This window comes from Nonomuraea lactucae, from assembly GCF_003313395.1.
Taxonomy (GTDB): Bacteria; Actinomycetota; Actinomycetes; order Streptosporangiales; family Streptosporangiaceae; genus Nonomuraea; species Nonomuraea lactucae.
The window spans coordinates 1-14,243 of record NZ_QNFZ01000005.1 but is presented as its reverse complement, the minus strand read 5'-3'; the positions used below and the strand labels follow the sequence as shown (position 1 = coordinate 14,243).

11 protein-coding genes are annotated in these 14,243 nt (G+C 67.4%); 3 read left to right on the top strand and 8 right to left on the bottom strand.

Going from position 1 to position 14,243, the window contains the following annotated elements; translation table 11 throughout:
* From DQW85_RS00200 to DQW85_RS43930, 3 genes are all read left to right on the top strand, one after another.
* A partial coding sequence (locus DQW85_RS00200; RefSeq protein ID WP_162794604.1) for a LamG domain-containing protein occupies positions 1 to 1,338 on the top strand: 1,338 nt, incomplete at its 5' end.
* Positions 1,339 to 1,376: 38 nt separating this feature from the next.
* A complete protein-coding gene (locus tag DQW85_RS00195) occupies positions 1,377 to 5,954 on the top strand; it encodes an RHS repeat-associated core domain-containing protein (protein ID WP_113698467.1) in 4,578 nt (1,525 codons plus the stop codon).
* A gap of 2 nt (positions 5,955 to 5,956) precedes the next feature.
* A complete protein-coding gene (locus DQW85_RS43930) occupies positions 5,957 to 6,934 on the top strand; it encodes a hypothetical protein (RefSeq protein ID WP_162794603.1) in 978 nt (325 codons plus the stop codon).
* Between the two features lie 842 nt (positions 6,935 to 7,776).
* On the opposite strand, the gene DQW85_RS43925 is transcribed toward DQW85_RS43930, so the two are convergent.
* The 8 genes from DQW85_RS43925 to pfkB form a co-directional block, all read right to left on the bottom strand.
* Entirely contained in the window at positions 7,777 to 7,926 is a 150-nt protein-coding gene (locus DQW85_RS43925) for a hypothetical protein (RefSeq protein ID WP_162794602.1), read from the bottom strand.
* Positions 7,927 to 8,124: 198 nt separating this feature from the next.
* Entirely contained in the window at positions 8,125 to 9,747 is a 1,623-nt protein-coding gene (gene ptsP / locus DQW85_RS00190) for a phosphoenolpyruvate--protein phosphotransferase (RefSeq protein WP_113698466.1), read from the bottom strand.
* Positions 9,740 to 10,030, bottom strand: a complete 291-nt coding sequence (locus tag DQW85_RS00185; RefSeq protein ID WP_338043346.1) for an HPr family phosphocarrier protein — start codon at positions 10,028 to 10,030, stop codon at positions 9,740 to 9,742. Before DQW85_RS00185 ends, ptsP begins: the two co-directional genes overlap by 8 nt.
* Before the next feature lie 12 nt (positions 10,031 to 10,042).
* Positions 10,043 to 11,047 (bottom strand): zinc-dependent dehydrogenase, encoded by a 1,005-nt coding sequence (locus DQW85_RS00180; protein WP_113698465.1) that lies wholly within the window; start codon positions 11,045 to 11,047, stop codon positions 10,043 to 10,045.
* Entirely contained in the window at positions 11,044 to 11,469 is a 426-nt protein-coding gene (locus tag DQW85_RS00175) for a PTS mannitol transporter subunit IIA (RefSeq protein ID WP_113698464.1), read from the bottom strand. The genes DQW85_RS00180 and DQW85_RS00175 overlap by 4 nt, the downstream gene beginning before the upstream one ends.
* Before the next feature lie 107 nt (positions 11,470 to 11,576).
* Complete coding sequence (locus tag DQW85_RS00170) at positions 11,577 to 11,885, bottom strand: PTS sugar transporter subunit IIBC family protein (RefSeq protein ID WP_113698463.1); 309 nt, start codon at positions 11,883 to 11,885, stop codon at positions 11,577 to 11,579.
* Between the two features lie 3 nt (positions 11,886 to 11,888).
* Positions 11,889 to 13,067 (bottom strand): mannitol-specific PTS transporter subunit IIC, encoded by a 1,179-nt coding sequence (gene mtlA, locus DQW85_RS00165; protein ID WP_113698462.1) that lies wholly within the window; start codon positions 13,065 to 13,067, stop codon positions 11,889 to 11,891.
* A gap of 12 nt (positions 13,068 to 13,079) precedes the next feature.
* The gene (gene pfkB, locus DQW85_RS00160) at positions 13,080 to 14,129 is read right to left on the bottom strand and encodes a 1-phosphofructokinase (protein WP_113698469.1); all 1,050 of its coding nucleotides are present in this window, start codon (positions 14,127 to 14,129) and stop codon (positions 13,080 to 13,082) included.
* Positions 14,130 to 14,243: the final 114 nt, after the last annotated feature.

Here is a 14,243-nt window from a genome sequence, read left to right as displayed (position 1 = left end):
TCGCATCTGGCGCTGCCGCCCAACATTTTGGCGCGGTTGCGGAACCGGGTGTCGATCGAGGGCTGGTTCAAGACCACACAGCACGGGATGATCTTTTCCGCTGGCGAGTTCGGCGCGACGGAGCCGGTGTTGTACGTCGGCACGGATGGGCGGCTGCGCGGCCAGTTAGGCGAGATCAGAAACAGCAGCGGCAACTGGGCGTACACGCCGATCACCAGCGCAGCCGCAGTCACGGATAACCAGTGGCATCACGTGGTGCTCAACGTGGCGAGCGATCGGCAGAAGCTGTTCCTGGACGGCCAGGCGGTCGGCGAAGTGACCGGCGAGATCTATCCGGAATACCGCGAGGACGCCTTCGTCGGCAGCGGTCAGCGCGCCACCTCGTGGTCGGCCATCCCTGGCGCCCCGAACATCACCGGCGTCTTCTCCTTCAAGGGCTCGATCGACGAGTTCGCCCTGTATGACGATCCGCTCACAGACGCGGAGATTCAGGCGCATTACACGGCGCGGGCCAAGGTGGCCAACAAGCTGTCGAAGGTCACGCTGCCGTCGGGCCGGGTGTGGACGGCCAACACCTACGACACCGCCACCGACCGTCTCAAGACGCACACCGACCGGCATGGCGGCACCTGGCAGATCGGCAAGCCGGACACCGACTGGGTGGAGAAGGTGTCGACCGTCACGGTCACCGACCCGCGCAACGGCACCCTGACCTACGGCTACGACGAGTGGCGCGGCTCCCGGCCCGTCTACGAGAAGGACCAGACGCAGCTTCCGGTCAACTACGAGTACGACACCGGCGGCTTCCTGGCCAAGGCGACCGACCGAAACAGCAACGTGCTCCGGTGGCGCAATGACAAACGGGGCAACCCGATCCAGGGCACTTCGTGCCGCACCGCCACCAGCTGTCAGAACGCCTACGCCACGTACTACCTGAACAAGGACGACGAGTTCGATCCTCGCAACGACAGCATGCTCGTGCATCGGGACGCCCGCTGTGCGACCCCAGAGGACAACAGCTACGCCACCAAATGGGAGTACAACAGCTTCGGCGAGCAGACCAAGGAGACGACCCCGGCCACCCCGGACTTCCCCAGTGGCCGCTCGACCAGCGTGACCTACACCGACGGCAGTGAGCCCGCGATCGGCGGCGGCACCACCCCGGCGGGCCTGCCGCGATCGGCGGCGGCACCACCCCGGCGGGCCTGCCGGCGTCGAAGACCGACGCCCGGGGCAACGCGTGGACCTACCGCTACACCTCGGCCGGGGATCTGGCCGAGCAGACCAACCCGGAGAGGCTGGTCACCAAGCTCGGCTACGACACACTCGGCAGGCTGACCAACTCGACCGAGGTATCGCAGGCGCACCCGGACGGCGTGAAGACGAGCTTCACCTATGACGGGCTGGGCCGGATGCTGACGCAGACCGAGCCGGGCGTGAAGAACGAGATCAGCGACGTCACGCACACCAAACGGACCACGTTCGCCTACGACGCGGACGGCGACAAGCTGAGCGAGAAGATCTCCGACCTGACCGGCGGCGACGCCGAACGGGCCACCGTCTACACCTACGACCCGCTCGGCCGGGCGGAGAGCATCACCGACCCGGAGGGCGGCGTGGTCCGCCAAGCATGGAACAGCCTCGGCCAGATGATCCGCGTCACCGATGCCCGGGGCGCGGTGGTAGAGCATGGCTACAGCGACCGTGGCCAGCTCGTCTCGCGCACGCTGAAGGGCTGGACCGGCAGCCCGGTCAACCCGCAGCCGGCCAGGGACGTGCCGCTGGAGTCGTTCTCCTACGACCTGGGCGGCCGGCTGGCGACCCAGGTGGACGCGATGGGCCGCAAAACCACCTACACCTACTTCAACGACAACCTGCCCGCCAAGAAGATCGCCGACGACGTCAAGCTGAACGGTTCCACCACCCCTCGTGACGTCGTGCTGGAGGACAACACCTACGACGCCGCGGGCAACCGCACCAGACTCATCACCGGCGGCGGCACAGCAACCACGGAGTTCGCCTACGACGCCGCCACCCGCCTGACCTCGCAGACGTTCGACCCGGGCCTGCTCAACCGCAAGACCGCCTACGTCTATGACGCAGGCGGCAACCTGCTCAAGAAGACGCTCACCGGCGCCGGCACCCCCCGCGCGGAGATCACCGAGTACGCCTACAACAAGGTCAACCAGCCCACCAAGACCACCGTGGAGAACGGTGACCAAGACCTGATCTCCACCACCACCTATGACGACCGCGGCCTGGCCACCGCCACCACCGACCCGCGCGGCAACGCCGGCGGCGCCACCGCGTCCGACTTCACCTCCACCCTCCGCTACGACCCGCTGGGCCGCCTGATCGAGGTCAAAGCCCCGCAGGTCACCGTGGACAAGGCCGGTTCCTCCACCACCGCCCGCCCGTCGGCGCGCTACGGCTACGACACCTTCGGCGCGCGCACGCACGAGACCGACGCCGAAGGCCGCACGCTGTCCTCAGTCTTCGACAAGGCCGGCAGGCTGACCAGCAAGAGCGCCCCCGCCTACACCCCGCCCGGCGGCACCGCCATCACCCCTACCACCACGCACGCCTACGATCCGGCCGGGCAGCTGATCCGCACCACCGACCCGCGCGGCAACACCAGCACGTTCGACTACGACCAGCTCGGCCGCCGGGTCCGCATCACCGACCCGGCACCCGAAGGCCAGACCGCCGGCCGGTGGGTGACGGAGTACGATCTGGCCGGCGAACAGGTGGCCGCCGTGGATCCGACCGGCGCCCGCGCCGAGGCCACCTACGACGACCTCAGCCGCAAGATCACCGAAACGGCTGTGGAGCGCAAACCGTCCGCGGCCGCCTACACCACCACGTTCACCTACAACGACGCCGGCCTTCTGACCAAGACGGTCGCTCCGGGCAACCGCACCACCAGCTACAAGGTCAACGCCGCCGGTGAGGTGACCGAGCAGACCGACCCGGCCACCAACATCACCAAGATGGCCTACGACCCGGCCGGGCGGATCACCAGAACGACCGACCCGCTCGGCAATGCCACCACCGCCGACTACGACCTAGCCGGCCGCCTGACCACCAGCAAGGACCTCAACGCCTCCGGCACCGTGCTGCGCACCACCAGCGCCGGCTACGACCCAGCGGGCAACCAGACCAGCGCCACCACACCCGAAGGCCACGAAACCAAGCAGACCTTCGACGCGCTGGGCCGGCTCACCTCCCTGATCGAGCCGGTCAAGTCCGGCGAATCGATCACCACCAGCTTCGGATACGACGCCACCGGCGCCCGCACCCGGCTCACCGACGGCCGCGGCCACGCCACCTGGACCACCTACAACAGCCTCGGCCTGGCCGAAACGGTCACCGAACCGGCCACCGCCGCTCACCCGAACGCGACCGACCGCACCTGGACGCACATCTATGACCCGGCGGGCAACCCGATCACCGAACTACAGCCGGGCGGGGTGCGCATCGACCGCACCTTTGACCACCTCGGCCGCCTTACCCGCGAGAGCGGCGGCGGAGGCGGCGCGGCCAGCGCCGAAAGCACCTTCGGCTACGACCTGGCCAGCCGGCAGACCGCCATCGGCGATCTGACCGTCGACTACAACGACCGCGCCCTGCCTCTCGCGGTCAAGCGCGGCGAGTCCACTCAGACCAGCTATACCTACGACGGGCTCGGCAACCCCACCCAGCGCACCGACGCCGCTGGCAGCGCCACCTTCACCTGGGACAACGCCGGCCGCCTGGAGACCGCCACGGACCCGGTCACCACACGCAAGATCACCTACGGCTACGATCCGGCCAGCCGCCTCACCTCCATGAACGCCGCCATCGGCACCACCGCCGCCGACAGCCAGACCTTCACCTACGACGCCCTGGACCGGCTGGCAACCCACACCCTCAAGCGCAATACCGGCGCCCAGCTCGCCAAGATCACCTACGGCTGGGACAAAGACGACAACCTCACCACCAAGACCACCGCAGGCACCGCCGGCGCGGGCACCAATACCTACACCTACGACCACGCCGGCCGCCTGACCTCCTGGACCGCCCCCGGCGGCGCCGCCACCGCTTATGAGTGGGACGCCGCCGGCAACCGCACCAAGGCCGGCACGAAGACCTACACCTACGACGAACGCAACCGCCTGACCAGCGGCGACGGAGTCGACTACACCTACACCCCGCGCGGCACCCTGGCCACCGAAACCAAGAACGGCGCCACCACCCAGCTCACCTTCGACGCCTTCGACCGGCTGATTGCCGACGGCGACAGCCTCTACAGCTACGACGCCCTCGACCGCGTCACCAGCCGCATACGCGGCACCACCAAGCAACTGTTCGCCTACGCCGGGCTCGGCAACGACATGGCCGCCCTCACCGACACCAGCGGCGCTGTCCAGGCCCGGTACGGCCGCGACCCGTTCGGCGGGTTGCTCGGCCAGCAGGAAGGCACCAACCCGGCGCTCGGCACCATGAGCGACCTGCACGGCGACCTGGTCGCCACCTTCACCAGCATCGCGCTGGCCACCACCACCGCCTACGACCCCTTCGGCACCGTCACCACCCAGACCGGCGTCAAGACCAACCTCGGCTACCAAGGTGAATACACCGACCCGGACACCGGTAAGGTCAACATGCACGCCCGCTGGTACCAACCCGGGGCCGGCGCTTTCACCAGTCGCGACACCGTCACTCTTAACCCCAACCCGTCCGTCCAGGCCAACCGCTACACCTACGCCAATGCCTCGCCCCTCACCGGCATCGACCCCACCGGCCACTACACGACTCAACTGGATGGCTGGGGCGGCGCCCACGACCCGCAATCCGGTGCCGGGACGGCCACCCACTACACCGAACTGTCCGCCGGGATCGTCGCGAGCTCAGGCGATGCGGGCGGCAAATGCATCGGAAGCTGCGGAATAGGCCAAATCGGCGGTGGGGCAATCGCCTGCGATCCCTGGGGATGCTACGCAGCCGACGTCGATCCATCGGTGGTCGTTGACTCGAGTCCGCTATTCTCCGATGAAGAAGCCAAGCGCATCGGGGTCATGCCGAACGGCAGGCCGGCGCCCAAGGACTACTGGAAGCAAAACAAAAAGGTACGCCAGAAGTTCATGGCTAATTGGCGTAGCGACCTTTCAGACGAAGAGCTTGCGATCCTCTGGGAGGCAAGCAAGTATCTGTATTCCGATAGTTCGGGCGGGGGAGCAGTAGGCAAGCAGGTCAACGGAAAAATAAGTTGGCAGCAATGCGAAAAGTCTGTCGGCAAGAAGACGTGCGAAAGTTGGCGACAGATAGCTCTTCTTGTCCTAAAGGCCCAGGAGTATGTCAACAGCTGCCTTCCCCCCAAGAATCCCCAAATGGCTCATATATGCGCTGGCTGGAAGGGGGATCTGCAAATAACAATAGAGCAGCACAACAAGATGATGGAAAAGAAGTTCAAGGAGACGCTATTCTATAAAGTTATCAACTTTGTAACCGATGATGCAGAAAAATGCATGAACGGCAATGCCTTAGGTTGCATATTTGTGGCAAGTGAGCTTTTGGGCGCAGCTTCCTTCGGAGCAAGGAAAGTCCTGGCCAATATGCCCAAACTGGCCTCCGCGGTTAATGATCTTGCTTACGCCAACCGTTTTGCAGCCGCCGGCAACCGTGGTGGTAGAATATTACGCAATGTTGTGCCGAAGGGGCAAGCGGATAGTCTGGCGCGGTGGCTTGGATACACGCCCACTAAACAAATCTCGCACGGTCAGAAAGTATGGAAGTGCCAAAAGGGCTGCAATGGTCCAAAGTACATCGCATATGATATAGACGGTCACTCCAAATCAATCTTCAAAGGAGCCAACAGAGTGGCCGACTTGGCATCTAAGTCGACCCGCATGGGTGGATACGATCTGCGTAAACTTCCGGGTGGTGGATATGGGCTCGAATGGGTAGCGCCATAGAAATGTTCACGTATGTTATTTCTAAGGATCCGATAGAGCCATACAATCCCGGTGAACGTTGGACGGCATTCTCGGACATTGGTTCAGTGTTCGGCGAGCATCGAGTCGCTCTTTCCGATTACCTCAGGGTTGAGAACGCCTTTCTGCAAGCTGTGCACCTCTTCTCGTCGACCTCCGGAGCCGATCAGCTACAGGTTCGGCGGCCAGAGGTAGCGTTTTTCATGCCACCTTGGCTTCCGTCTGTCCATGACGGAAAGCTGTTGACGATGTCAGAGGTAGACAAGGTCTGCAAAGCAGTTTTGAGGGACCTCGGGGTATTCGTCGAACTCGCTCACGAAAGAAGCCTGCAAATCAAGTTCGGTTTCGATCTTACTATGCATGTGGCTACATCTGTCTCAGCAGACGAGGTGGTCGCAGAAATACGGAGTGCAGGATTGCATGTTAGGGAATCTGAGTACAGCAACTACTTTGGTCATGATGACTGGCCAGTGATCGAGACCCCAGCAGATAATGAATTCTGGAGATCTGTATCGAATTTGACGGGTCACCGTGACTCGGACTCGCTATTCATTCTGGAGCGTTGGGCACATGGTCGGGGTGGCGAAAAATGGTATCGAACCACGCGATCTTCGGTCCATAATATTACCCGTTATTTGTCTCCCCGGTCACTGGTGACGGCATTCTCGGATCTCGATATATTTCTGGTTCGGCCTCACATGGATGCAATTGTGGAGATATGTGGGCGCATGAGATCAAGCTTGGACGAAGAGCCGTTGGTGTGGGTGCGGAATTACTCTACCGATAACAGCACGCTAGCCGTTACAGTGCTGGACAATTTCGCTGAACTGCAGCGGGTCTTGGCTGGGCAAAAGGAAACGCTAGCTTTCTTCTTTTATCCCGAAATAGAGGCTAATATTCCTCATCTCGCGGGGGTGCTTCCTGACCCGGACGGCTGCGTGCGGAGCATTTGGCCAAAATAAATTGGCCAATCCAGTGACCCCGATAGGAAAAGTGCGCAATCTGCCTTCGAGGGGAAAAGGTGGGAGTTACGAAGGTTCGAGGGAGCGTAATTTCGGCGAGGTCTTTCAGGAGCGGGCACGGGGTGCGTACGGCACGCGGAGAAGAGGGCGAAAGTCTTTGGGCCATTGATACGCTGTTTGCTGCCATTTAGGCGGCTACGGAGCCAAAAGGTCCAGGACAAAGCCGCGGGGTACGCGAGGGACGAACCCCTCGTCGCCGAGTTGCGCTCCCTCGATTACGACCGATGCGATCGGTCTGGGCTTCGAACACCGGCCGCGCAGGCCCAATCCGAACTCCGTCGACATCAGCGGGGTGACACGGCGGCTTGTGCCCTGGTGCCGACTGGGATGTTGCAGGCGCCGGGGCGGCATCTGGTGTTCTGGGATCAGGTTACGGCCATCCGTCATTTGCCATGTCTGCGGAAGATGGATCGGTCTTCGTTGTAGGAACAGTATGGCAGGACAGTATTGGAACGGCTGCTTTGCCCAAGCCCTATTGCTCGCCGACCCTGCGAAAGCTGGCCTGCCGGACCGTGGGTAAGCGGACAGCCTCGGAGAACGAAGACCTGACGGTTTGGCTTGCCCGTGGGGCAAACTGTGGCCACTGAGGCGTACCAAGCTGCCGGTTGCGTGAACGATATGGCGCCAGTATGAACTGCGCAACAGTCCGCAGCATCAGCGTTTGTGCCTGAGCGAGTATTGATCCTGTGGATCCCGTCTGCTCGGCATGCACGTGTTGGGACAGGTCATAAGGTCGATCATGGTGATGGGTCATGGCTTGGGCGGGGCGCCGCGGCGGCGGATCAGGCAGCGCTGGAGGTGCGGTAGGCGTTGTCGGCATGACCGCTATCTGTGGACGGTAGGGCGTCGGCGACCTTGCTGCGTCTGGCGATCTCCTCGCTTGCGTCGTGTGCCTGGCTGGCGGTGGGCACCCTGGTCGAGATCTTGAGCATCGAGTACCCAGGCCAGCAGGTCAGGTTGCGGACTTAATGGTCACGCCGGTGTCCCCGAAAACGTGTGAAGGCGACAAAGTCGGAGCGGACGTAGTAGGGCAGTACGTGCGTCGCGACGTCAGTCTCGCCACCGCAATCGAGCGCTATAGCCAGTTTCGTCCAGGCAGTGCTATGGCCGCCATCCTTGGAGGTCGCGCCTCACTGTGAGGCCAGGTGCCTGCATTCCTCTATCGTGTGCCGGGACAGTTCGTCCCGTACGGCCGGTACGCAGACTGGGGCCATCGACAGGCTGGTGACGCCGAGCCCTACCAGGAGCGGCGCGAGCTGCGGGTCGCCGGCTGCCTCGCCGCACACCCCCACCGGCTTGCCGAGCGCGTGCCCCGCCTCCGTGCACAGGGCGATGAGCTTCAGCAATGCTGGCTGGCGTGGGTCCAGGAGGTCGGCCAGGGACGGGTGCTGGCGGTCGGCGGCGAAGGTGTACTGGCTGAGGTCGTTGGTGCCGATGCTGAGGAAGTCGACCTCCGCCAGCAGTTCTTCGGCCTGCAGCGCCGCAGCGGGGACCTCGATCATGGCGCCGACCTGGGTGAGGCCGCGTGAGCGGGCCCGGGCGGCGAAGTCGGCGGCCTCGGCGCGGGTAGTGACCATGGGGGCCATCACCCAGGGTGTGGTGGCCGTGGCGCGGGCGGCTTCGGCGATGGCGTCCAGCTGGGTGTCCAGTACGGCGGGCAGGAGGCGGTCGACGCGCAGGCCGCGGATGCCGAGCGCCGGGTTGGGCTCCGGTGGGAGGCCCAGGAAGGGCAGGGGCTTGTCCGTGCCCGCGTCCAGGGTTCTCACCACGACCGGCCCGATACGGGCGAAGACCTCGGCGTAGGCGGCGACCTGCTCCTCGAAGGTCGGCGGCTGCTTGCGGTCCAGGAAGAGGAACTCGGTGCGGAAGAGGCCGACGCCTTCCGCGTCCAGGGGGCCCGGCGGGAGGTCGGCGGCCGAGCCGATGTTGAGGAGAAGCTTCACCGGGTGGCCGTCGGCGGTTCGGCCGGGGCCGCGGGTGGCGGCGAGGCGGTTGCGTTCGGCGCGGTCCTGGTCGACGATCCGCGCCGCGGCTTCCGGGGTGAGACCGGTGGCGATCTCGCCGGTGCGGCCGTCGACCGAGATGATCGTGCCGTCGGGAAGGTCCAGGACGCCGCGGCAGGCGACCACCGCCGGGAGGCCGCGTCCGCGGGCGAGGATGGCGGTGTGGCTGGTGGGTCCGCCGCGTTCGGTGACGAGGGCCAGCACGTCGTCGCCCAGGCCGGCCGTGTCGGCGGGGGAGAGGTCCTCCGCCGCCAGGATGTACGGGTGGCCGGGCGATGGGATGCCGGGCATGGGCAGGCCCAGGGCGGCGGCGACCGCCCGGTGCTTGAGGTCGTCGAGGTCGGCGGCGCGCTCGGCCAGGTAGCCGCCGAGGCTTGAGAGCGTCTCCCGGTGCCGGCTGAACGCCGCGTCGAGCGCGTGCGGGGCGTCGCGGCCGGCGCGGGCGTGCCGCTCGGCGTCCTCGCGCAGCATCGGGTCGTCGGCCATCATGGCGAGCGCGTCGAGGATCTCGGCCGCGGTGCGGTCCGTGGTGGCCTCGGACCGGGTACGGAGGTCGATTGCCACGGCCTCCAGGGCCTTGGTGATCGTGGCGATCTCGGCTGCCTGGTCTGTCACCGGACCCGGGGCCGGGAGCTCGGGCGGCTCGGCCATGCGGATCAGGGGGCCGGCCGAGCGGCCCGGGCTGACGCCCAGGCCGTTCAGGCGATCCACATCCCCGGGGCCCGTGTACGGGCGGGCGTGCTCAGACATCGAGGGCCTCCTCCGCGTCCAGGTCACGTGACAGCAGCGCGGCCAGCGCGTCCAGCGCCTCCTCGGCCCCCGCCGCGTCCGACTCCAGCGTCACCTCGGTTCCCTGGACGGCCCCGAGCGACAGCACGCCGAGCATGCTGTTCGCCGGGACCGTCCGCTCACCCGCCCGGATCCGCACCGGCACCCCGAGCCGCACCGCTTCCTGCACGAACAGCTTGGCGGGGCGGGCGTGCAGGCCGCTGGCCGAGGCCACGGTGACCGTTCGACGTGCCAGTTCTGCCATCGGAATGCCTCCTCAGGGCTCGATCGTGACCTTGATGGCCGCGCCCCGGCTGACGAGGTCGATCCCGTCGAGCACCTGGGAGAGCGGCAGCCGGTGGGTGATCAGGTCAGCCACCGGCACCAGGCCGTCCGCGATGAGACGGAGGGCCTCGGCGTTGTGCGCGGGACTGGATCCGTTCGCGCCCACGATGGTCAGCTCGCGGTAGTGCACGAGGTTGGAGTCCAGCCGGATGATGGGGTCGTCCTTGGGCAGGCCGCCGAAGAAGCTGATCCGCCCCTGCCGCGCGGCCATCCGCACGGCCTGCTCCTGCGCCGCGCCGGAGGCGGCAGCCGTGATCACCACGTCGGCGCCGCGGCCACCGGTGAGCTTGAGCACCTGCTCGACCGGGTCGGAGTCGATCACGGCGTCCGGCGACACCAGCTCGGCGGCCATCGCCAGGCGTTCGGCGTTGACGTCCACCAGGAAGACCCGGGCGGCGCCGCGGGCCCGCGCCAGCCGTACGTGCAGGCAGCCGATGGGCCCCGCCCCCATGATCACCACGTCGTCGCCCGCGCCGACGGCCACCAGGGACTGGCCGTTCAGAACGCAGGCGAGCGGCTCGGCGACCGAGGCCTCGGCGAAGCCGACCCCGGACGGAATGGGGTTGACGCCGTTCACGGCGAGCACCTTGGCCGGGACGATCATGTACTCGGCGAAGCCGCCGTCGTAGTGGTAGCCCATCGACTCCTGGTTCGGGCAGACGGTGAAGCGCCCGCGGCTGCACTCCTCGCACACCCCGCAGGGGATGGCCGCGATCACCTGCACCCGCTCGCCGGTGTCCACGACCTCACCGGCGATCTCGTGGCCCATCACCCTCGGCGGCCGGATGTGGTGGTGGCCGAACTTGAAGATCTTCGCGTCGGTGCCGCATGTCGAGCAGTTGCGGACCCGGATCTTCAGCTCGCCTGGACCGGCGACCGGCTCGGGCGCGTCCTCCACGCGGATGTCTCCGGGGGCGTGGAATCGGGCGACCTTCACGTCAGCTCCTTGATCACTTGGTGGACCTCTGTCGCCTCGCGCAGGGTCCTGGCGCGTTCGGGGTCGAGCAGGATGTCGGCGAGCGCCGCGAGCAGCGGCACGTGCCCGTCGTTCCTGGCCGCGATGCCGACGCAGAGCGTCACACGCTCGCCGTCCCAGTCGACGCCCTCCGGGAAGCGCACGACGCAGATCGCGTCGTGCTTGACGATCTCCTTGGCGGCGGCCGTGCCGTGCGGGATGGCCACGCCCTCGCCGACGTACGTCGAGATCGTCCGCTCGCGTTCGAGCATGGCCTCGACGTACGGCTCGGCGACGGCGCCCACGTCCACCAGCGCCTGCCCGCAGCGGCGGATCGCCTCGGTGCGGTCGGCGGCGCTCTCGTGCAGCAGGATCGCGCGCGGGTCGAGCAGGTCCTCACGCATCGGCGGCACCGCCCTCCCCGCCCGGGACCGGCCCCAGGCCGAGCCCATCCGGGACCGGCCCGCCCAGGACGAGCCTGGCCGGGACCGGTCGCGCGGTCAGCGGGTGGTCACGCATCGACCGTTCCACCGCTCTTGATCGTGTTGACGAGCCTGGTCACGGCCGGGTCGCCGAGGAAGATCTGGAACGACACCAGCACCTTCCCCGGCGCGGCGGCCCTGGCGCGGGCCGCCAGCCCGGCGTGGCACAGGACCACGTCGGCGTCGTCCGGGATGGAGTTGACCGGCGTGTGCTCCACCGTGACGCCCGTCTCCTTGAGCTGCTTGCGCAGCTGGGAGGCGAGCATCACGCTGCTGCCCATGCCCGCGTCGCAGGCCACGATGATCTTGTGGATGTCCTTGCTGTCGATGCCGCCCACGGGTCACGCCTCCTTGGGAATGCGGTGGGCTGTCGGGTCCTGACGGCCGGTGCGCTCCTGGGCCTGCGCGCCCTCGGGGACCGCGTGCCGCGCGGCCTGGTCCGTCTCGGGAGCGTCGTCGGCGGGCTCGGCCTTCTCACCGCGGCCGAAGCCGAGCAGTACCGAGGCCAGCGCGAACGTCACCGCCGTGGCGATGAGGATCCCGAGGATCACGCCGAACCAGCCGCCCTTGGGGGTCACGGCCATGTAGGCGAAGATGCTGCCCGGCGACGGCGTCGCGACCAGCCCGGCCCCGGTGACCATGAACGTGAACACGCCCGCCGCGCCGCCGCCGATGACGGCCAGGATGAGGCGCGGCTTCATCAGCACGTACGGGAAGTAGATCTCGTGGATGCCGCCGAGGAAGTGGATGATCATCGCTGCCGGGACGGTGGGACGGAGCTGGCGCGGCCCGAACAGCAGGTACGCGAGGAGCAGGCCCAGGCCGGGGCCCGGGTTCGACTCCAGCATGAACAGGATCGACTTGCCGCTCTTCAGCGCCTCGGCGACGCCCAGCGGGCCGAGCACGCCGTGGTTGATGGCGTTGTTGAGGAACAGCACCTTGGCGGGCTCGATGAGCACGGACGCGAGGGGGAGCAGGCTGCTGGTGATCAGCCACTCGACCGCGTTGCCGGCCGCGTCGGTGATCGCCTTGACGACGGGGCCGATGCCCCACATGCCCGCGATGGCCATCGCGCCGCCGACGATGCCGGCCGTGAAGTTGTCCACGAGCATCTCGAACCCGGCCCGGGTCCGCTGCTCCGTGAACTTGTCCACATATTTCAGGATCAGGGCCGTAAGCGGGCCGATGATCATGGCGCCGAGGAACATCGGGATGTCCGACCCCACGATGACGCCCATCACGGCCACCGCGCCCACCACCGCGCCGCGCTGGCCGTGGACCATCCGGCCGCCGGTGTAGGCGATGAGAACCGGGAGCAGGGTGGTGATGATCGGGCCGACCATCTTGGCGAGCTGCTCGTTCGGCAGCCAGCCGGTGGGAATGAACAGTGCGGTGATCAGGCCCCAGGCGATGAACGCGCCGATGTTCGGCATGATCATGCCCGCCAGCTGGCCGCCAAGCCGCTGGATGGTGGCCTTTATCCCCGTTCCGTAGACCGGGGGAGTGTAGGTGTCGGCCATGGACGTGCTCCTTCAGGGATGAGCAGGCTCCGGTGTGGGTGGTTCGGTCAGGTGATCGGTGCCGGAGGCACCCACTGGGGGGTGACCGGGCAGGGCGTTGTCGGGCTTGGACGGTGGGGCGGGATGGTCGGAGGTGAGGACGCGGTCCAGGTCGGGCGGTCCGGTGCGGACCCCGTCACGCTTGATGTCGGCCGGGCCCGGCATGCGGCTGCCGGGCATCCCGACCGCCGCGGCTCCCCAGGCCAGCGCCTCCACCAGCGCGGACTCCCCGCGCGCGCCCCCGGCGAGGAAACCGGCCAGCATGGCGTCCCCCGCCCCGACCGAGCTGCGCCGTTCGGACACCGCCGCCTCGCCGTACCAGACGCCGCCGTCCTCGACGAGGACGGCGCCGTCGGCGCCGAGACTGGCCAGCACCGTACGGGCGCCCGCCGCCCGGAGCTTGGCCGCCGCCTCCACGGCGTCGCCGACGCGGCGGATCGGCATGCCGGTGGCGGCGGCCAGTTCGTCGGCGTTCGGTTTCACTAAGGCGGGGCCCGCGGCGAGCGCGCTGACGAGGGCGGGGCCGCTGGTGTCGACCGCGACGTGGATGCCCGCCCCGGCGAACCTGCGGCAGAGCCTGGCGTAGACGTCGGCGGGCACCTCGGGCGGCAGGCTGCCGGACGCCACCACCCAGTCCGCCTCGTGCGCGGCGGCCAGCACCGCGTCGGCGATCGTGTCGAGCTCACCGGGCGACAGGGCGGTGCCCGGTTCGTTGATCTTGGTGACCGTCCCGTCCGGCTCGGCCAGCGTGACGTTGGACCTGGTCGTGCCGGAGACGGGCACGGTCACCATGTCGAGGCCCTCGCCGGCGAGCAGGCGGACGAGCTGCCTGCCCTCGGCGCCTCCGAACGGCACGACCGCCCGCGAGGCGACGTCGTTGGCCAGGAGGGCGCGCGAGACGTTCACGCCCTTGCCGCCGGGATCGAGGTGGCCGGCCGTGGCGCGGATGACGGCGCCCCTGACCAGCGAGGAGATCTCGATCGTGCGGTCGAGGCTCGGGTTGAGCGTCAGTGTCAGGATCATGCCCGCCACCTCTCGGGTCCTTCGCCGCCGGGCCGCGCGTGGCCCGGCCGCTCGTGGCGCGCTCGCTCGTCGGCCGGTCGCCGGTCGACCGGCCGGTCGTGGCAGGTGCGGCGG